At 64.5% G+C, this 17,876-nt stretch carries 23 protein-coding genes; 2 read left to right on the top strand and 21 right to left on the bottom strand.

Annotated features, from left to right (window positions below):
• From rplE to A5634_RS16100, 5 genes are all read right to left on the bottom strand, one after another.
• Positions 1–564: a 50S ribosomal protein L5 gene (gene rplE, locus A5634_RS16120; protein ID WP_065145035.1), complete on the bottom strand. Its 564-nt coding sequence runs from the start codon at positions 562–564 to the stop codon at positions 1–3.
• Positions 565–566: 2 nt separating this feature from the next.
• Complete coding sequence (gene rplX, locus A5634_RS16115) at positions 567–884, bottom strand: 50S ribosomal protein L24 (protein ID WP_065145034.1); 318 nt, start codon at positions 882–884, stop codon at positions 567–569.
• The gene (gene rplN, locus A5634_RS16110) at positions 885–1,253 is read right to left on the bottom strand and encodes a 50S ribosomal protein L14 (RefSeq protein WP_055580336.1); all 369 of its coding nucleotides are present in this window, start codon (positions 1,251–1,253) and stop codon (positions 885–887) included.
• 253 nt (positions 1,254–1,506) lie between these two features.
• Complete coding sequence (locus A5634_RS16105) at positions 1,507–2,457, bottom strand: DUF4436 domain-containing protein (protein WP_065145033.1); 951 nt, start codon at positions 2,455–2,457, stop codon at positions 1,507–1,509.
• Positions 2,458–2,505: 48 nt separating this feature from the next.
• Positions 2,506–3,444 (bottom strand): DUF4436 domain-containing protein, encoded by a 939-nt coding sequence (locus tag A5634_RS16100; RefSeq protein WP_065145032.1) that lies wholly within the window; start codon positions 3,442–3,444, stop codon positions 2,506–2,508.
• Positions 3,445–3,556: 112 nt separating this feature from the next.
• Between A5634_RS16100 and pstS the strand changes: the two genes are divergently transcribed.
• The gene (pstS, locus tag A5634_RS16095; RefSeq protein WP_065145031.1) at positions 3,557–4,660 is read left to right on the top strand and encodes a phosphate ABC transporter substrate-binding protein PstS; all 1,104 of its coding nucleotides are present in this window, start codon (positions 3,557–3,559) and stop codon (positions 4,658–4,660) included.
• 11 nt (positions 4,661–4,671) lie between these two features.
• On the opposite strand, the gene A5634_RS16090 is transcribed toward pstS, so the two are convergent.
• The 5 genes from A5634_RS16090 to A5634_RS16070 form a co-directional block, all read right to left on the bottom strand.
• The gene (locus A5634_RS16090) at positions 4,672–5,613 is read right to left on the bottom strand and encodes a DUF4436 domain-containing protein (RefSeq protein ID WP_065145030.1); all 942 of its coding nucleotides are present in this window, start codon (positions 5,611–5,613) and stop codon (positions 4,672–4,674) included.
• Positions 5,614–5,732: 119 nt separating this feature from the next.
• Positions 5,733–6,623, bottom strand: a complete 891-nt coding sequence (locus A5634_RS16085; protein WP_065145029.1) for a formylglycine-generating enzyme family protein — start codon at positions 6,621–6,623, stop codon at positions 5,733–5,735.
• A 4-nt stretch (positions 6,624–6,627) separates the two neighbouring features.
• Positions 6,628–7,311 (bottom strand): hypothetical protein, encoded by a 684-nt coding sequence (locus A5634_RS29510; protein WP_253861663.1) that lies wholly within the window; start codon positions 7,309–7,311, stop codon positions 6,628–6,630.
• Positions 7,292–9,649: an arylsulfatase gene (locus A5634_RS16075; protein ID WP_065145028.1), complete on the bottom strand. Its 2,358-nt coding sequence runs from the start codon at positions 9,647–9,649 to the stop codon at positions 7,292–7,294. Before A5634_RS16075 ends, A5634_RS29510 begins: the two co-directional genes overlap by 20 nt.
• Before the next feature lie 101 nt (positions 9,650–9,750).
• A complete protein-coding gene (locus A5634_RS16070; protein ID WP_065145064.1) occupies positions 9,751–11,082 on the bottom strand; it encodes an oxygenase MpaB family protein in 1,332 nt (443 codons plus the stop codon).
• 102 nt (positions 11,083–11,184) lie between these two features.
• Here A5634_RS16070 and A5634_RS16065 point away from each other — a divergent pair, with 102 nt between their 5' ends.
• A complete protein-coding gene (locus A5634_RS16065) occupies positions 11,185–11,763 on the top strand; it encodes a TetR/AcrR family transcriptional regulator (RefSeq protein ID WP_065145063.1) in 579 nt (192 codons plus the stop codon).
• A 54-nt stretch (positions 11,764–11,817) separates the two neighbouring features.
• Here A5634_RS16065 and rpsQ read toward each other — a convergent pair whose 3' ends face one another.
• The 11 genes from rpsQ to rpsJ are packed head-to-tail and all read right to left on the bottom strand — an operon-like array spanning position 11,818 to position 17,387.
• Positions 11,818–12,204, bottom strand: a complete 387-nt coding sequence (gene rpsQ, locus A5634_RS16060; RefSeq protein ID WP_155769575.1) for a 30S ribosomal protein S17 — start codon at positions 12,202–12,204, stop codon at positions 11,818–11,820.
• Positions 12,201–12,443 (bottom strand): 50S ribosomal protein L29, encoded by a 243-nt coding sequence (rpmC, locus tag A5634_RS16055; protein WP_065145026.1) that lies wholly within the window; start codon positions 12,441–12,443, stop codon positions 12,201–12,203. Before rpmC ends, rpsQ begins: the two co-directional genes overlap by 4 nt.
• Complete coding sequence (gene rplP, locus A5634_RS16050) at positions 12,443–12,859, bottom strand: 50S ribosomal protein L16 (RefSeq protein WP_036352685.1); 417 nt, start codon at positions 12,857–12,859, stop codon at positions 12,443–12,445. The genes rpmC and rplP overlap by 1 nt, the downstream gene beginning before the upstream one ends.
• Positions 12,860–12,862: 3 nt before the next feature.
• Complete coding sequence (rpsC, locus tag A5634_RS16045; protein WP_065145025.1) at positions 12,863–13,696, bottom strand: 30S ribosomal protein S3; 834 nt, start codon at positions 13,694–13,696, stop codon at positions 12,863–12,865.
• Positions 13,696–14,277, bottom strand: a complete 582-nt coding sequence (rplV, locus tag A5634_RS16040) for a 50S ribosomal protein L22 (protein WP_065145024.1) — start codon at positions 14,275–14,277, stop codon at positions 13,696–13,698. The genes rpsC and rplV overlap by 1 nt, the downstream gene beginning before the upstream one ends.
• Positions 14,274–14,555: a 30S ribosomal protein S19 gene (gene rpsS, locus A5634_RS16035; protein ID WP_011739061.1), complete on the bottom strand. Its 282-nt coding sequence runs from the start codon at positions 14,553–14,555 to the stop codon at positions 14,274–14,276. Before rpsS ends, rplV begins: the two co-directional genes overlap by 4 nt.
• 12 nt (positions 14,556–14,567) lie before the next feature.
• Positions 14,568–15,410: a 50S ribosomal protein L2 gene (gene rplB / locus A5634_RS16030; protein WP_065145023.1), complete on the bottom strand. Its 843-nt coding sequence runs from the start codon at positions 15,408–15,410 to the stop codon at positions 14,568–14,570.
• Positions 15,411–15,441: 31 nt separating this feature from the next.
• Positions 15,442–15,744 carry a 50S ribosomal protein L23 gene (rplW, locus tag A5634_RS16025; protein ID WP_065145022.1) on the bottom strand — a complete coding sequence of 101 codons (303 nt, stop codon included), beginning with the start codon at positions 15,742–15,744 and terminating at the stop codon, positions 15,442–15,444.
• On the bottom strand, positions 15,744–16,415 hold the full coding sequence (rplD, locus tag A5634_RS16020; protein WP_065145021.1) for a 50S ribosomal protein L4: 672 nt from the start codon (positions 16,413–16,415) through the stop codon (positions 15,744–15,746). The genes rplW and rplD overlap by 1 nt, the downstream gene beginning before the upstream one ends.
• On the bottom strand, positions 16,415–17,068 hold the full coding sequence (gene rplC / locus A5634_RS16015; protein ID WP_065145020.1) for a 50S ribosomal protein L3: 654 nt from the start codon (positions 17,066–17,068) through the stop codon (positions 16,415–16,417). The genes rplD and rplC overlap by 1 nt, the downstream gene beginning before the upstream one ends.
• A gap of 13 nt (positions 17,069–17,081) precedes the next feature.
• A complete protein-coding gene (gene rpsJ, locus A5634_RS16010) occupies positions 17,082–17,387 on the bottom strand; it encodes a 30S ribosomal protein S10 (protein ID WP_003873519.1) in 306 nt (101 codons plus the stop codon).
• Positions 17,388–17,876: the final 489 nt, after the last annotated feature.

Below are 17,876 nucleotides of genomic sequence, written 5' to 3'. Positions count from 1 at the left end.
TCAGTTCTCCTTGAAGGGAAAGCCGAGGGCCCGCAACAGCGCTCGTCCTTCGTCGTCGTTCGTCGCCGAGGTGACGACGCTGATGTCCATGCCGCGGACCCGGTCGATCTTGTCCACGTCGATCTCGTGGAACACCGACTGCTCGGCGAGACCGAAGGTGTAGTTGCCGACACCATCGAACTGCTTGGGCGACAATCCACGGAAGTCACGGATACGGGGCAGCGCGATCGACACCAAGCGGTCGAGGAACTCCCACATCCGGTCGCCGCGCAGGGTCACCCGCGCACCGATCGGCATGCCCTCACGCAACTTGAACTGCGCGATGGACTTGCGGGCCTTGCGGATCTCGGGCTTCTGCCCGGTGATCAGCCCCAGGTCGTTGACCGCGCCGTTGATCAACTTCGCGTCGCGAGCGGCCTCGCCGACACCCATGTTGACCACGACCTTGGTGACCGTCGGGATCTGCATGACGTTGCCATAGCTGAACTGCTTGTGCAGCGCGTCGCGAATGTCGTTGCGGTAGCGCTCTTTCAAGCGCGGCTGCACCTTCTCGGTCGTCGTCATTATCAGATGTCCTTGCCGTTGCGCTTGGAGATACGGACCCGCTTGCCCGTCTCGTCGTCCACGCGGTAACCGATACGGGTGGGCTTACCGTCAGAGTCGACCACCATGACGTTCGAGACGTGGATCGGCGCTTCCTGCGTGACGATGCCACCCGAGCGGGCGCCGCGCTGATTGGTCGAGATGGCGGTGTGCTTCTTGATCCGGTTGACACCCTCGACCAGAACTCGGTTCCGGTCCGGGTAGGCCTGCAAAACCTTGCCCTTGGCCCCTTTGTCTTTACCCGCGATCACCAGCACGGTGTCACCTTTGTGGACCTTCATCTACAACACCTCCGGGGCGAGCGAGATGATCTTCATGAACTTCTTCTCCCGCAGCTCGCGGCCCACGGGGCCGAAGATGCGGGTGCCACGCGGATCGTTGTCGGGCTTGATGATCACCGCGGCGTTCTCGTCGAACTTGATGTAGCTGCCGTCGGGACGACGACGCTCCTTGACGGTGCGCACCACGACGGCCTTGACCACGTCCCCGCGCTTGACGTTGCCGCCGGGGATGGCGTCCTTGACGGTGGCGACGATGATGTCACCGATGCCGGCGTAGCGTCGCGACGAGCCGCCGAGCACCCGGATGCACAAGATCTCCTTGGCGCCCGTGTTGTCGGCGACCTTCAGCCGCGATTCCTGCTGAATCACTCGATCTCCTGACCTGGTTGACGTGTGCACGGCGAGAGACAAGCCGGTGAGCCGACGGGCAGCACCGACGTAACCTGACGTGCGCGGTCTTGGAAAGCAGTTGTCACCGAAGGGCACGCAGGGCCAGTGGCGCTTACACGTCACCAGCCGAGGTCTGCCCAAGGCAACCCCTAGAGTCTAGGGGACGTCCAGCTCAGCACCAAATTGCGCCGACTCACGGTCCCGCAAGGCCCGAAAGGACGCCGCTGCACCGCTACGTGCGATCTCGATAGAACGCCACGATGTAGATCACCATGGCGGCGGCCAGGCCCAATAACACCCAGATCACCAAGCCCTGGTCGATCAACGAACCCGTCGGCGGTGAACCGGGCAGGAAGTTGCGCAGCGGCACCACGGCAAACAACATGCCCGCATACCAGGTGCTGAACGGGGGCAGGAACGGGCGCCGACGGGTGACCATCTGAATGGCGACGAACAGCGCCAGTGCCGGCAGCGTGATCAGGACCAGGCAGATCCCGATGTCGAAAAGCAGCTGGGCCCTGGTCCGCTTCAACGTGATGACGACGTCGTTGGCGCTGCCGTCGACCCGCTGGACATCGATGTCGAAGCCGTCCGCGGCCCCGTCCACTTCGACCTTGGCGGGTTCGTAATGGGCGTCTTCGGCCGCGCCGACCAACCATTCGGCGCGGATCGGGTCAGTGGTGTAGCTGTCGAAGGGCCAGTTGCGGGGCTCGCCGCGGGCCTCGATGGTGATTTCGACCGGCTCCGGGGCTTTTCCCATGGCGTACGGGACCTCACCCAGGTCGTCCTGCATGGCGAAGCGCACCGCGGTGTCGGCGGTCAGGCGACCGGTGCGCTTGTTCACAATCGACTCGTCCGGCTTGAGCACCATCTTCACTTGAAGAAGGTTGTCTTTATTGCGCAGATCCTCGATGTGCAGCTTCACCACCGCGTTCTGCATGGTGCCCAGGTCCACCGGTGGAAGCGGACGTGGGGCCAGCAGCTGGTAGTTCGACAGGACGAAGAGGTAGCACGCGGCGAAGCCGATCAGGATGGACGTGTCGAGCACCAAGTGCTTGCGCACCGACATGTGCTTGTGCTCCGGCGGCCCGGGCTTGCGCTCCGGCGGCTCCGGCGGGCCGGGCTGGTGCTCCGACAGCTCCGACGGTGCGTCGTCGTTGTCAGCGGCCGTCTGAAGCGACACGGAATCAGATGTTATCAATCCCGTCGTGCAGCGGCAGCCGGTTGGAAATCAGTCGCCTTGGCGGACCCAAGCAAAGATGTACAGGCTCATCGCCACCACCAATGCGATCAGCACCCACTGCACAATCGCCTGGTCGATCCACGATCCGGGCGGCGGCGACCCGGGCAGGATGTTGCGCAGGGGAACAATGGCGAACAGGTTTGCGGCGTACCAAGTCGCGAATGGAGGCAAGAATTTCCGTTTACCCATCGCCATCGGGACGGCCACCAACAGCGCCAGAGTCGGCAGGCTGATCAGGACCACACAGATTCCCAAGTCAAAGACTTGCGGACCCTTGGCCCGATTCAATGAGATCACGACGTCGGCGTTGTCGCTGGTGTGCAAGCGCGCGGCCTCGCCCTCGTTGCGCACCCGCGCGACGGAGACATCCCAGCCGTCGAGCGACCCGGTTACTTCGACCCGCGCGGGCAGCCGCTTGCGGTGATCGCCAGACCCGACCAACACGTCAGCCGAGATCTCCTCGGTGCGGTAGGTGTCGAACGGCCAGTCACCGGGATCGCCAAGGGCCTCAATCGTGGTCGTGACTTGCGCCGGGGTCTGTCCCGCGGGGAACTTCAGGTCTCCTAGGTCGCTGCGTGGGTACAGACGTACCGCTATGTCGGTGGTCAACACGTCGAAGCGCTTGTCGTACAGCGAATCACCTGGATACACAAGCACATTCACGGTGAGCCGATTGGCGACGGTTTTCAGTTCTTCGAGGCGCACCTGCACCACGGTCTCGTCCTGTCCGGCTGCACTCAGGTCCAACCCCGTCAGCGGAGCCTCGGACTTTTCCAGTGCGTGCACACCCACTAGCGACAGGGCATAGATGCCCAGCACGGCTGCCAAGATGGCCAACCCCACCAGCACACGCCACCGTTCGGACTTGCCCGCCGCGGGCGGCTTCTCCTGCGGCGGAGTCGGTTTGGGCGGCGCCTGTACGGTCATCGGCGTAAATCTAGCCATCAATTTGTGCAGCGGCAGGTCGGGCGTTTACTCGTTCATCTGATGTTTGTTTGCACGTCGGTTCGGCGACTGTCAAGAACGATTCAATACCGCCATGCACCATAAAAGGGTTGTTGCTGCATGCATTCTGGCCGCAAGCGTGACGGCAGTGTCGGGGTGCAATGACCCGCACACGACCAGCCTGGCCTACGCCGGCCAGACCATGGTGGTGTGTGGCGGCCAACACGTGATCACCGCCAGCGGCTCGACCGCGCAAGCCAACGCGATGGTCCACTTCATCGACGCGTTCGGCAAGGCGTGTCCCGGGCAGTCGCTGAACTACAACCCCACCGGATCTGGTGTCGGGATCAACGAATTCCTGGCCGGCAAAACCGATTTCGCCGGTTCTGACACACCGCTCAACGCTGAACAGTCGGTGGCCGCAAAGCAGCGGTGCGGCGGCGCCGAAGCCTGGAACCTGCCCGTTGTGTTCGGACCGCTGGCCATCACCTACAACCTCGATGCGGTCGACTTCCTGGTGCTCGACGCACCCACCATCGCCAAGATCTTCAACGGCACCGTCAAACGTTGGGACGACCCGGCCATCACCGCGCTCAATGCCTCGATGCCGTCAGAGGAAATCCACGTCATTTACCGCAGCGACCCGTCCGGCAGCACCGACAACTTCCAGGCCTACCTACAGGCCGCATCGGGTGGCGCCTGGAACAAGGGCACCGGCAAGAACTTCAACGGCGGCGTCGGCACCGGCGCGATTGGCAACGAGGGCACTTCGTCGGCCGTGAAAAACACCGAGGGCGCGATCACCTACAACGAACTGTCGTTCGCGATGCAACACGGGCTGTTCGCGGCCGAAATCAAGACCCCGGCAAGTCGCAAATCGCTGCGGCCGGTGCGCATCGGCACCGACTCGGTCGGCAAGACCATCAGCAGCGCCAAGATCGTCGGCAACGGCAACGATCTAGTGCTCGACGTCTCCGGGTTCTACAACCCCAGCCAGCCCGACGTCTATCCAATTGTATTGGCGGTCTACGAGATCGTCTGTTCCAAGTACCCCAGCCCGGAAGTCGGGACAGCGGTCAAGGCGTTCCTGCAATCGACAGTCGGCGCCGGTCAGTACGACCTGGACAAGCACGGCTACATCCCGCTGCCACCGGAGTTCCAATCGCGGGTTGCGACCGCAGTGAGCGCCATCTCCTGACCCTGCCGAGGTCAGTCCGACTGTTTTCGATAAGCGACGATGAACAGGGTCATCGCGACGATCAGCGCAAGCAGCACCCACAGCGTGACGGCTTGGTCGACCCAAGAGCCTTCCGGCGGCTTGCCGGGGAAAATATTTCGCAACGGCACCACCGCGAACAGCATGGCGGCAAACCAGGACACGAATGGCGGCAGAAACTTCTTCTTGCCCAACACCATTGGGATGGACACCCACAGCGCCAAGGCGGGCAGCGAGATCAGCACCAGCACGATGCCCAGGTCGAAGATCAGGGTGCTCTTCGAGCGTTGCAGAGTGATGACCACATCGTCGGGGCGGGGCGAAGACTGGGAGGACTCACCGACGCGCCGGACGCTGACGTCCCAGCCGCCTACCTCTCCGGTGACCTCGACGCGCGCGTCCTCTACGGTGCGATTCTCACCGGTTCCGGCGAACACCTGAGCCTGGATGGTTCCGGTGGTGTAGGAGTCGAACGGCCAGTTGGCGGGATCTCCCGCCGCGTCGATATAGGTGCTCACCTGCGCCGGCGACTTCCCAACCGGGTACGACAGGTCGCCCAAGTCGTTTTCGGGGTACAACCGCACGGTCAGGTCTTGAGTCAACGTGTGGAACTTCTTGTCGAACTTCGAATCCTCGGGAATGACAAGCACACTGACCTTCAGCCGGTTGTTGACCGTGTCCAGTTCCTCGACCTTGACCTGCACCACCGTGTCTTCGGTGGTGCCGAAGTCCGGCTCGGGCAGTCCCTCGGCGGAGGTCGCCAGAAGGTGCACGCCGACGAGCGAGAGCACATAGACGACGATGACGACCAGGATCACGCCGAGATCGAGCGCGAGGCGCCGTCCTCGTGAGGGCCCCTGCGGCGGTGGTGACTGTGCCGAGGACGAATTTGCGGCCGGCGCGGGCGGCGCGGGCGGTGGGGCCTGATGGCTCATCGGTCGCGGCCTTTCGGTAAACGCTCGGCGGGATGCAGAGGCTCGCTGCTGGCGAAAGGCTATTGAAACTCAAAGCAATTCCCGCCGCAACGCGCCGCAGCAAAATGGCCGCAAATTTTCTAGCTGGCGGCCACGTCCGCTACGCAGCGAAAGCCGATATGTGTGGTCGCGGTGTCCTGGGATTGCGGCGAACGCGCCGCCGGACGGTAGCGATGGCAATACTCCGGCGCACACAGATGCGAACCCCCCTTGAGCGCCTGGCTGATCGCGGGATCGGCCGGACCCGTCGGCGCACAGCACGCCTTCGGCGGCGCATCAATGCGGTGGTGGGCGCTGAACGTCGTTGTGGTCCACTCCCAAACATTGCCGATCATGTCGACCAGCCCGAACCCGTTGGGCGGGAAGGCCCCGACCGGCGATGTCCCCGTCCAACCGAGCGCGCCCTCGTTGCGGTAGGGGAAGTTGCCCTGCCAGGTGTTGGCCATCAGCTGGCCAGCTGGCTTCTCCTGCTCACCCCAGGAGTAGGTTCCCGTGGCGCCAGCCCTGGCGGCGTACTCCCATTCCGCTTCGGACGGCAGCCGCCGCCCCGCCCACCGGGCATACGCCGCAGCATCGGGGAACGCCACCTGAACGACCGGATGATCCGGCCGGTCGGCGATATCGCTACCGGCTCCGAACGGCTGGCGCCAGCTGGCACCGGGCGCCCAGTACCACCATTGCCGCCAGTCCCGCAGATCCACCGGACCCGACGTCGGGCGAAAGACCATTGCCCCCGGGCACAGGTCGGCAGGATCGGCACCCGGATACGCCGCGGGATCGAGAGCTTGCTCGGCGACCGTCACATAGCCTGTCGCGGCGACGAATTCGGCGTACTGCGCGTTGGTCACTGGGTGCCGCTCCACCGCGAAGGCCGCCACGCTCACCGTATGGATCGGCGCCTCTTCGGGGTAGAAGCTCGTAGAGCCCATGCGGAAGGACCCGCCGGGCAGCTCAACCAACTCCGTCAACACGACTTCAGGGTATGACGACGGCGAAGTCCCGCGTCCAGGTGGATTTGGCCGCGTTGAAGCCGGGCGCACCCGAACGTGCCTCCAGGTGAATGGTCACCAGGTACTGCTTGGTGTTGGTCCAGATGTGGGTGACCCGGTCGGCGAAGTCGATCCCACCCGAAGGGCCCTGCAGGGTGCCGCTGAGTTGCTGACTGCTGTACCCGCAGAACGGCGAGCCGGTGACGGAGAACTTGCGCCTGGTCATGTTGCCGCCGACGGCGGCGTTGTGGCGCAAGAATGCGCTCTCGGGTGTCAGGTCGGTCGCGGCGATAGTCACCGTCGCGGCCAGGGTGTCCGGGCCGCTGGACATCAGTGCCGTATCGCCGGTGCCCGGTATCGACTTCCAGTCCCGCGGAACGCTGACCGTGATCCGAGGTGCGGCCGGGTCGGCCACGGCGGCTAAGACCTGCTGGGTCGCTTCGCCGTCGCCGACGGGTGAACCGGCACAGACGTGCGCCTCGGGCGGAATGTGGTCGGGGTGGGTGGGCACGATTCCGGGCACCGGACCGACGGGGTCGGGATGTCGTTTGGAGGTCGCTGATCCTGAGGTGTTCGCCTCACAGCCGACCAGGCTGCCCACCAGGGCGAGCCAGCCGGCACCGGCGAGCGTCGCGAGCCTGACGGACAACTCAGTCGCGCGAAAACGCAAGCGCGAGATCCTTTTCCACATCCACGTAAGGCCGCCCGGACAGGTCGACGGTGACCTGCGCGACGGTCGCGCCGGTCAAGACGAACGGCGCCTTGTAGCGGCTGGACACACTCGACCCGCCGTTGCGGCCGACGGTGAGACCGGCCCCGGCCAACCCGAATGTTCCGGGGTGGGTGACCACGTCGGGCAGGGTTGCGACCAGGTGCTCGTCGATGTACAGCGTCACGTCACCGACCGGGGTGTGGCTGTTCGCGACCGTGCCGGTGCGTTCGTATCGAGCACCGAACAGATGCCGGCCCAGCGGGATCGGGCCGTTCGACGAGACCTCCTGTTGGCGCTCGCCGAGGAAGTTGTAGACGTAGTGCAGTCGCCCGTCCTGAAGGAACAGCACGTGGCCGCCGTGCGCGCTGCCCTGTTTGAACAACACGCCTTCGGCACCGGTGGTGTCCACGGTGACGTCGGCCAGCACGGCGAACGAGCGGCCGCGGATCTCCGCGACCGAGCCGATGCCGACGTCGGCGCAATCGGGATAGTAGACGTAGCTGTTGCGGTCACCGCTGAGGTAGGGCCGGGACCGGCTCAGCGTCTCCAACAGGTTCAGGTCGGCAAGCGGCAGTCCGTTGTACTTGTCGGCCTCGGAGAACCACAGGGCTTTGAGTTCTTCGAGCTTCTCCGGCTGCTCGGCGGCCAGGTCGTGGCACTGGCTGCGGTCGGCTTCGATATGGAACAGCTCCCACTGATCCTTGTCGAAGTGCGACCAACCCGCGGGCGAAGCCGCGTGCAGCGTGTTGGCGAACCAACCCTCATTCCAGATCCCGCGGGTACCGAGCATGGTGTAGAACTGTGTCTTCTTACCGGTGTCGGCGGACGAATCATCAAGGGCGGCCTTGAAACTCACTCCATCCAGCGGCTTCTGCTTGATGCCCTTCACGGTTTCCGGCGGCGTCATGCCGAGCAGTTCGTAAACGGTCGGGGTGATGTCGCAGACGTTGATGTAGTTGTCCCGAACTTCGCCGTGCGCGGCAATTCCGTTGGGCCAGGAGATGATTGCCGTATCGGCGATGCCGCCCTCGTGCGAGGAGTAACGCTTGAACAACTTGTAGGGCGTGTTGAAACCCATCGCCCACCCGATCGGATAGTGGTTGTAGGTCTCCGGTCCGCCGAGGTGATCGAAGAGCTTCATGCTTTCTTCGACGGTGTCGATGTAGCCGTTGAAGAATTTGCCTTCGTTGACCGAACCGTTCGGTCCGCCTTCGCCACTGGCGCCGTTGTCAGAGATCACCACGATGATGGTGTTGTCCAGCTGCCCCGACTCTTCCAGGTAGTCAAGGATCCGGCCGATCTGGGCGTCGGTGTAGCTCAGGAAGCCGGCGAACACCTCGGCCATCCGGCTGAACAGCTTCTTCTCTTCGTCACTGAGTGAGTCCCAGGGCCGCACCGTGTCCTGCAGCGGCCACGGCTCACCGTTGGGGCCCTTGACGTCGATATAGGGGTTCATCGGCGACAGCTCGGTGTTTTCGGGCACGATGCCCATCGCCTTCATCTTCTCGAGCGTGATCTCGCGGTACTGCTCGTAGCCCATGTCGAAGACGCCGTCGTACTTGTCGGCCCATTCCTTGAATACGTGATGTGGCGCGTGACCGGCGCCGGGGCAGACGTAGCTGAACCACGGCTTGTCGGGGGCGATCACCTTGGCGTCGCGGATGAACTGAATTGTCTTGTCCGCGAGGTCCTTTGACAGGTGGTAGCCGTCTTCGGGGGTGCCCGGAGGGTTCACCGGGTGGTTGTCGTACACCAGGTCGGGGTACCACTGGTCGGTTTCCCCACCCAGAAATCCGTAGAAGCGTTCGAAGCCGCGCGATGTCGGCCAGTGCCGCTTGGTCGCGGCCATGCTGGACTCCTCCAGCGGCGTCAGGTGCCACTTGCCGATGCAGTAGGTGTTGTAGCCGCGCTCGTTGAGCACCTCGGAGAGCAGGGCGGTGTCGGCAGGGATGCGCCCATTGCAGTTGGGGAAGCCGTCGGTGAACTCCTCGATAGTCGCCATCCCGACGGTGGTCGCGTTGCGACCGGTCAGCAACGACGCCCGGGTGGGCGAGCACAGCGCGGTGGTGTGGAACTGCGAAAGCCGCACGCCCCGCTCGGCGATGCGCGTCATCGCCGGCATCTCGACCAATCCGCCGAAGCAGTCCCAGGTGGCGATGCCGATGTCGTCCCACACCATGTACAGGATGTTCGGTGAGTTCTCTGGCGCGGTGGGCGCCGCGTAGGGACCCCAGTCCGGCTCTGAATCACGAATATCCAGCTCGATTTTGCCGCGAAACTCCGTCGACCCCGTCATTGCAGCCAGCCCCATCTCGTAAATTGACCACCGAACGTCCGTGGACATTACACCGGAGAGGTAGAAATCAGCTGAGATTCCGGGCTAGCCGCAATTCGTGCTCAGTGTGGAATCGGCGTGTAATGCGCTGAATCGCTCGTGAATTCGGGCTTTCCATAGGTTTTCAGCCGCAGCTTGAGCAGCCTGATGACATAGCGGTCGACGTGGCTGCGAAGCGCGGGGATATTGCTGGCGCGGTTGACGACGACAAAGCGTCCCGCGATGAACGGTCCGGTCAGCGCGATGCGAATGCGGTCTGCCAGCCCGATCGAGACGCCCATCGCCTCGGCGGTGCTGCGCTTGCCGTTGCAGAACGCCCGCACGAAGGTTTCCTTGCTGTAGCTCTTTTCCACCGCCTCGGCGGCGCGGTCGAACCACGAGGTCCCGGGACGCAGGTAGGCCTTCATCGTCGAGTCGACGAGTTCGCGACACACCGAGTCGAAGCCGTCGCGCAGCAGCGCCGCGCGGGCATGCATGACGTGAACGGTCTCGGCAGGCGTGGTAGGCAGCAGTTCCTCGGGCAGACCGAGCAGGAAGCAGCGGTACCGCCCGAATTCGACGAGAGCGCGTTCGGTGTCGTTGAACTCCGTTCGCCCCTGCCGCAGCACCTGTTGCGACGTCAAGTATTGGCCGATCATGCCCGCCGGCATCTGGTCGACCTGCGGGACCGGTATGCCGTAAACCGCGGTGTCCCATTGCCGGTCCCACTTGTCGGACTTCTTGAGCGCGTTGTAGCGCACCATCGAGTGCATCAACCGGACCATCGCCGCCGCTTCGAACCCCGGCCCGTAACGTTGCAACGCTCCGGGCAGGGTGGTGACGGCGAAGAAGCTCGCCGTCTCGTTTACGCGGCGCGCGGCACGTCGGCCTGAGAGCGCGCCGGTCAGTCCCATCGGCAACGCGGCGTAGGTGTTGGTGAAGGTCGCGATGAAGGCGCCGCGCGTGATGAAGTGGGCGATCAACGCCGCGGCCGTGCGGGCCGACCGCGCCCCTTCCTCGATGAGATCGAAGTCGATCCAGTCCGGCTTCACTTCCATCGCGGCGATGAACGAAACCAGTTCCTCAGGTGCGTCGGGCACCGCCTCGATCCCGTGGCGGCAGGCCGTCTTGAGCATGTCGATCAGCTTTTGCACGCTGTGGCTGGTCATCAGCGCCGCATAGGGGTCTGCCACCACGTCGCCGAGCATGGTGGCGGTCTCCATCAACTCCAGGACACGGTCATCCTCGAGGATCTGCGCCCGGTCGGCGGCCCACCCCGGCAACGACGACTTGTCACCGGGCTGCTTGGTCAGCCGGTATGGCCGCTCGTCAAAGTCGATGCCGCCGTAGAGGTCTGGCTGCAACTGCCGTTGACTTGCGACCCGCTGCGCGAGTTCCGGGTAGTACGTGACCATGCCCACCTCTCGAATAACTAACAACTTGTTAGTAATAGTCACAAAGTGTTAGTTATGCTGTCAAGCGTGACCCAAGCGACCAGGGAGGTTCCGAAGCGGCGGATGACCGCCGAGGGTCGGCGCGAGCAGATCTTGGACGTCACCCACGCCATCGTCGATGCCGAGGGCTTCCACGCGGCCACGCCGAACCGGATCGCGCGCGAGGCGGGTATCAACCGGTCGCTGATCTATCAGCAATTCGGCGATCCTGCAAAGCTTTTCGTGGCGCTGGTCGACCGGGAGGCGGAGCGGGCAGGCCAACAGTTCATCGAGGCGGTCAGCGGATTAGGCGATCCCAGTAAGGACAATCAGCCCCTGGTGCGCGCCTTCGACGGCGTGCTCGCCGCCGTCGAAGCCCACACCGCGACATGGCGGCTGTTCCTGTTTCCGCCGCAGGGCGCGCCGCCCGTGTTGCACGAACGGCTAGCGGAATCGCAGACCGTGGTGCGGGCCTTCTTGCAACACGAACTGCTGCGCATCAATCCCGATCTGCAGGATCCCGAGTTGACCGCACTGATCCTCTACGCCGCCGGTCGAGAACTACTTCAGCTGCGTCTCAGTCATCCAGACACCGCCACACCCGAACGCCTGCGCACCTTCATGCACGGCCTGCGCGCAGACCTGCGCGAGCAGCAGACGTAAAAGCACCGTGGAACGCGTGTTCCACGGTGCTTTTACGTCTGTTCGCGAGTGGGCTTACTTGGCCTTTTCCAGGATCTCCACCAGCCGCCAACGCTTGGTCGCCGACAGCGGACGCGTCTCCATCAACGAAACGCGGTCGCCGATACCGGCGGCGCTGTTCTCGTCGTGCGCCTTGACCTTCGAGGTGGTCCGAATGATCTTGCCGTACAACGGGTGCCGATACCGGTCTTCGAGCTCGACCACGATGGTCTTTTGCATCTTGTCGCTCACCACGTAGCCGATGCGCGTCTTACGACGACCGCGCGGCTTCGGGGCGGCCGGAGTGTGCTTGGGGCCCTTGTCCTTTGCCCCGGCTTCCTTGGACCCAGCATCCTTGGACCCGGCATCCTTGGCCGCCTTGGGAGCCGCCTTGGATGCTGCCTTCTTAGCCTCTGCCATCAGGATTCCTTCTCGTCTGACCCATCGGGCCCAGCTGCCAGACCCAGTTCTCGTTCGCGCAGCACGGTGTAGACGCGTGCGATTTCCTGGCGCACGACACGGAGCCGGCGGTTGTTGCTGAGCTGGCCGGTGGCCATCTGGAAGCGCAGGTTGAACAGCTCTTCCTTGGACTCGCGTACGCGCTCGTTCAACTCGTCGTCGGTGAGCTCGCGCAGTTCGCCAGGGGAAACTCCCACTGCCATCAGAACTGCTCCTCTCGGGTAACGATGCGTGCCTTGATCGGCAGCTTGTGGATCGCTCGGGTGAGCGCCGCCCGGGCAATCTGCTCGTTCGGGTAGCTCAGCTCGAACAGCACCCGGCCCGGCTTGACGTTGACCACCCACCACTCCGGCGAGCCCTTACCCGAACCCATCCGGGTCTCGGCGGGCTTCTTGGTCAACGGGCGGTCCGGGAAGATGTTGATCCACACTTTGCCGCCACGCTTGATGTGCCGGTTGATGGCGATACGAGCGGACTCGATCTGCCGGTTGGTGACGTAGGCGTGCTCCAAAGCCTGGATGCCATAGTCACCGAAGTTCACCGAGGTACCGCCGCTGGCGATGCCGCGTTGGCGGGGGTGGTGCTGCTTACGGTGTTTAACCTTGCGGGGAATCAACATGATTCAGCTCTCCGTGCTCTGTGTTTCCGCCGGCGCTGCCGCTTCTGGTGCGGCGGCTGTGTCTTCGCTGCCGCCCGCAGCCCGTCCCGCGTCGGTGCCGGTCGCCGTGGTACCCGAAGCGCCACTACGACGCGGGCGCGTACCCGACGGGCGCTCCCGACGCGGACGCTCGGCCCCGGCCGGTGCGGCGGCAGCCAGCTCGCGCTTGCCGCCGACGATGTCGCCCTTGTAGATCCAGACCTTCACACCGATCCGGCCGAAGGTGGTCTTGGCTTCGTAGAGGCCGTAGTCGATGTCCGCCCGCAGGGTGTGCAGCGGCACGCGGCCCTCGCGGTAAAACTCCGAACGGCTCATCTCGGCGCCGCCCAGACGACCCGAGCACTGCACCCGGATGCCCTTGACGTTGGGCTGACGCATGGCCGACTGGATGGCCTTACGCATCGCCCGACGGAACGCCACGCGGTTGCTCAGCTGCTCGGCCACACCTTGGGCGACCAATTGTGCTTGCGACTCAGGGTTTTTCACCTCGAGGATGTTCAGCTGAACCTGCTTGCCGGTCAGCTTCTCCAGGTCGGCACGGATACGGTCGGCCTCGGTGCCGCGACGACCGATCACGATGCCCGGGCGCGCGGTGTGGATGTCCACCCGCACCCGGTCCCGGGTCCGCTCGATCTCCACGTCGGCGATGCCCGCACGCTCCAGGCCGCTCGAGAGCAGTCGCCGGATCGCGACGTCCTCCTTGACGTACTCGGCGTACTGCTTGTCGGCATACCAACGCGACTTCCAGTCGGTGGTGATGCCCAACCGGAAGCCGTGCGGATTGATCTTCTGGCCCACTAGTCTGAGCCTCCCTTCGCTTCAGAAGCCTCAGAAGTCTTGGCTTCTGCTTTGGGAGAAGCCTTCTTTGCCGGTGCCTTGGCGGCCGCCTTCTTGGCCGGCGCTTTCTTGGCCGGAGCGGTAGCCGCTTTCTTGGCGCCCGAACCAGGTCCAGCTTTCGCCGCGGCCTTGCTGCCCTCGGCGCGACGGGCGCGCGACGACTTCGAGGACCGCTCGTCCTTGCTGGGCCGGCTCTCCACGATCACGGTGATGTGACTGGTGCGCCTGCGAATTCGGAATGCGCGGCCTTGGGCGCGCGGACGGATGCGCTTGGCGGTGGGGCCCTCGTCGGCGTAGACCGTGGCGACCACCAGAGTGGCCGGGTCCAGGCCGTTGTTGTTCTGGGCATTGGCCGCCGCACTGGCGATCACCTTTGCCACCGGCTCGCTGGCAGCCTGTGGCGCCCAGCGCAGGATGTCGAGTGCGTCAGTCACCGACCGGCCACGGACCAGGTCGATGACCCGGCGCGCCTTCCTCGGCGACACCCGCACGAACCGCGCCTTGGCGGTCGCGGACGGGTATTCGGTCGTGCTGATACTCATCGCCGCTTGCTCTTTCGATCGTCCTTGATGTGTCCCTTGAAGGTGCGCGTCGGCGCGAACTCACCGAGCTTGTGGCCCACCATCGATTCGGTGACGAACACCGGGACGTGCTTACGCCCGTCGTGCACCGCGAAGGTGTGACCGATGAAGTCCGGAATGATGGTCGAACGACGCGACCAGGTCTTGATGACCTGCTTGGTGTTCTTCTCGTTCTGCACGTCGACCTTCTTGAGCAGATGGTCGTCGACGAACGGGCCCTTCTTGAGGCTGCGTGGCATGGTTGGTTACTCCTACCGGCCGTGCTTCTTGCCGGTGCGCCGGCGTCGGACAATGAGCTTGTTGCTTGCTTTGTTCGGGTTACGGGTACGGCCTTCGGGCTTGCCCCACGGGCTCACCGGGTGCCGACCACCGGAGGTCTTACCCTCACCACCACCGTGCGGGTGGTCGACCGGGTTCATCACCACACCACGGACGGACGGGCGCTTGCCCTTCCACCGCATACGACCGGCCTTGCCCCAGTTGATGTTCGCCTGCTCGGCGTTGCCCACCTCCCCGACCGTGGCGCGGCAGCGGACGTCGACGCGGCGAATTTCACCGCTGGGCATACGCAGCGAAGCGTAGGTGGCCTCCTTGCCGAGCAACTGAATGCTCGAGCCCGCCGAACGCGCCAGCTTGGCGCCACCGCCGGGCCGCAACTCCACCGCGTGCACCAGGGTGCCGGCCGGGATGTTGCGCAATGGCAGGTTGTTGCCGGGCTTGATGTCGGCGTTGGCCCCCGACTCCACGATGTCGCCCTGCGAAAGACCGTTCGGCGCAATGATGTAGCGCTTCTCGCCGTCCAGAAAGTGCAGCAGCGCGATGCGGGCCGTGCGGTTCGGGTCGTACTCGATGTGGGCAACCTTGGCGTTGACGCCGTCCTTGTCGTTGCGCCGGAAGTCGATCACCCGGTAGGCACGCTTGTGTCCACCACCCTTGTGACGAGTGGTGATGCGGCCGTGCGCGTTACGCCCACCACGACCGTGCAGCGGACGAACCAGTGACTTCTCCGGAGTGGTCCGGGTGATCTCGGAGAAGTCCGAGACGCTGGCCCCACGACGGCCCGGAGTCGTCGGCTTGTATTTGCGAATTGCCATGTCTAATCAGGTCTTCCTCTCGCACTCGGCGCTAGGCCGGTGCTCCGAACAAGTCAATCGGCTTGCTGCCCGGGGCCAGCGTGACGATGGCGCGCTTGGTGCTCTTGCGCTGGCCGTAGCCCGTCCTGGTGCGCTTGCGCTTGCCCTGCCGATTCGCGGTGTTCACCGATGCGACCTTGACAGAGAAGATCTTCTCGATAGCGATCTTGATCTGCGTCTTGTTCGAATCGGGGTGCACCACAAAGGTGTACACGTTGTCGTCGAGCAGCCCGTAGGACTTCTCGGAGATAACCGGCGCGAGGATGATGTCGCGCGGGTCAACGATGGTCGCCATCAGGCCGAAACCTCCTCGGACGATGCCGTTTTGGCTGTGTTGGCTGCGATGTAGGAGTTGAGGGCCTCGACGCTGAACACCACATCGTCGGCCCGCAACACGTCGTAGGTGTTGAGCTGGTCCGGCGGCAGCACGTGCACACCCGGCAGGTTCCGCACGCTCTTGGCGCCGGCCTCGTCGCTGCGACCGATGACCACCAGCACCTGCTTGCGCTCGGTGAGGGTGGCCAGAAACGCCTTGGCGCTCTTGGTCGAAGGAGTCTGGCCGGTGACAACCTCGGTGACAGCGTGAATGCGTCCGTTGCGGGCCCGGTCGGACAACGCGCCCCGCAGTGCGGCGGCGATCATCTTCTTGGGCGTGCGCTGGCTGTAGTCGCGCGGCTGGGGTCCGTGCACCACGCCACCACCGGTGAACTGCGGCGCCCGCGTCGAGCCCTGCCGGGCGCGACCGGTTCCCTTCTGCCGGTACGGCTTACGGCCACCACCGCTGACGTCGCCGCGAGTCTTCGTTGCGTGCGTACCCTGACGAGCCGCCGCGCGCTGGGCGGTCACCACCTGGTGCATCAGCGCGATGTTCACCGGTGCGTCGAACAGCTCGGCCGGCAGCTCGATGGAGCCGTCGGCTTTGCCGGCCGGCGTCTTGACCTCAAGCTTGAGAGTCTTGGCAGCCATTACTTCTCACCTCGTTTGATCGCGGTGCGAACCACGACGAGTCCGCCGGTGCGGCCCGGGACCGCGCCCTTGATCAGCAGCACGCCGTTCTCGGCGTCGACCTTGTGCACGACCAGGTTCTGGACGGTCACCCGGTCGTTGCCCATGCGGCCGGACATCCGGGTGCCTTTGAACACCCGCGCCGGTGTGGCACATCCGCCGATGGAGCCGGGACGCCGGTGCACGGCCTGCGCGCCGTGGCTGGCGCCCTGGCCGCGGAATCCGTGCCGCTTCATGGTCCCGGCGAAGCCCTTGCCCTTGGAGGTGCCGGTCACGTCGACGTAGGCGCCGTCGGCGAAGATCTCCGCCGTCAGCTCCTGGCCGACCTCGTATTCGGCCGCCGCGTCGGCGTCGTCCAGCCGCAACTCGGCCAGGTGGCGGCGCGGATTGATACCCGCGGCCGCGTACTGACCCGTTACCGGCTTGTTCACCTTGCGCGGGCTGATTTCGCCGTAGGCCAACTGCACGGCGCTGTACCCGTCACGCTCCGGGGTCCGGACGCGGGTCACCACGTTCGGCCCAGCCTTGACCACAGTCACCGGCACGACTTTGTTGTTCTCGTCGAATACCTGCGTCATGCCCAGCTTGGTACCCAGAATGCCTTTTCTAGCCATTGTCGCCGAGCTCCTACTGGATGTTGACGTCGACACTGGCCGGAAGATCGATGCGCATCAGAGCGTCAACGGTCTTCGGCGTCGGGTCGAGGATGTCGATCAGCCGCTTGTGAGTACGCATCTCGAAGTGCTCCCGCGAGTCCTTGTACTTATGCGGTGAGCGGATGACGCAGTACACATTCTTTTCGGTCGGCAGCGGCACCGGTCCCACGACGCTGGCTCCTGTACGCACGACGGTCTCGACGATCTTGCGCGCCGACGCGTCAATAGCCTCATGGTCGTAGGCCTTAAGCCTGATGCGGATCTTCTGTCCCGCCACGCTTCTCCTACCTCTTCTCCCACACTTCTAAGCCCGTCACCGGACTTTGAGCCCTTAGTTCGTCCCAGTGCCCCCGACGCGCGGATCGACCGCCCCATCGAGGGGCCGATCTAGCGTTGCGCCGGATACTGCGCCGCTGTTTACCTGTCGTGGTTCAACCGCTCCCCGCGCTCGGGCGTGTCACCCGCACGCAGCCTTGTAGGCGACCGAATTAGTCGCGCTCCAAGGTGGGGACCGGACGCGCCCCTGGTGGGCGCTGGTCGTATGCCCGTCCAGGGGTAAACCTGGCGCAAGGCAACCTGAACAGTATGCCCCAGATCAGCGTTTCGGCCAAATCCCACCGGCAGCGCCCACTCCCCCGCGCGAGCAGACGCGGAAGCACTGAGGAGCGCACGCTCCGGGGTGCTTTGAGGTCTGCTCGCGCACAGGACGCTATATGGTCCGCCAGGTGAGGACGCGGTGAATCCAGAAGATCATGGCGACGCGGCG

It is taken from the genome of Mycobacterium asiaticum (genome assembly GCF_001673365.1).
In the GTDB taxonomy this organism is placed as follows: domain Bacteria; phylum Actinomycetota; class Actinomycetes; order Mycobacteriales; family Mycobacteriaceae; genus Mycobacterium; species Mycobacterium asiaticum_A.
The sequence above is the reverse complement of the archived record's forward strand: the minus strand, read 5'-3'. Positions and strand labels throughout refer to the sequence as shown.

Bases quoted from the DNA above. Each gene is read 5' to 3' on its own strand.
- A5634_RS16070 (WP_065145064.1), bottom strand. From the start codon at position 11,082: ATGGTCACGTACTACCCGGAACTCGCGCAGCGGGTCGCAAGTCAACGG.
- rplW (WP_065145022.1), bottom strand. From the start codon at position 15,744: ATGGCGACCATCGTTGACCCGCGCGACATCATCCTCGCGCCGGTTATC.
- A5634_RS16090 (WP_065145030.1), bottom strand. From the start codon at position 5,613: ATGAGCCATCAGGCCCCACCGCCCGCGCCGCCCGCGCCGGCCGCAAAT.
- rpmC (WP_065145026.1), bottom strand. From the start codon at position 12,443: ATGGCAGTGGGAGTTTCCCCTGGCGAACTGCGCGAGCTCACCGACGAC.
- A5634_RS16100 (WP_065145032.1), bottom strand. From the start codon at position 3,444: ATGACCGTACAGGCGCCGCCCAAACCGACTCCGCCGCAGGAGAAGCCG.
- rplD (WP_065145021.1), bottom strand. From the start codon at position 16,415: ATGGCTGCCAAGACTCTCAAGCTTGAGGTCAAGACGCCGGCCGGCAAA.
- rplV (WP_065145024.1), bottom strand. From the start codon at position 14,277: ATGAGTATCAGCACGACCGAATACCCGTCCGCGACCGCCAAGGCGCGG.
- rplB (WP_065145023.1), bottom strand. From the start codon at position 15,410: ATGGCAATTCGCAAATACAAGCCGACGACTCCGGGCCGTCGTGGGGCC.
- pstS (WP_065145031.1), top strand. From the start codon at position 3,557: ATGCACCATAAAAGGGTTGTTGCTGCATGCATTCTGGCCGCAAGCGTG.
- A5634_RS16065 (WP_065145063.1), top strand. From the start codon at position 11,185: ATGACCGCCGAGGGTCGGCGCGAGCAGATCTTGGACGTCACCCACGCC.
- A5634_RS16075 (WP_065145028.1), bottom strand. From the start codon at position 9,649: ATGACGGGGTCGACGGAGTTTCGCGGCAAAATCGAGCTGGATATTCGT.
- rplE (WP_065145035.1), bottom strand. From the start codon at position 564: ATGACGACGACCGAGAAGGTGCAGCCGCGCTTGAAAGAGCGCTACCGC.
- rpsS (WP_011739061.1), bottom strand. From the start codon at position 14,555: ATGCCACGCAGCCTCAAGAAGGGCCCGTTCGTCGACGACCATCTGCTC.
- rplC (WP_065145020.1), bottom strand. From the start codon at position 17,068: ATGGCTAGAAAAGGCATTCTGGGTACCAAGCTGGGCATGACGCAGGTA.
- rplP (WP_036352685.1), bottom strand. From the start codon at position 12,859: ATGTTGATTCCCCGCAAGGTTAAACACCGTAAGCAGCACCACCCCCGC.
- rplX (WP_065145034.1), bottom strand. From the start codon at position 884: ATGAAGGTCCACAAAGGTGACACCGTGCTGGTGATCGCGGGTAAAGAC.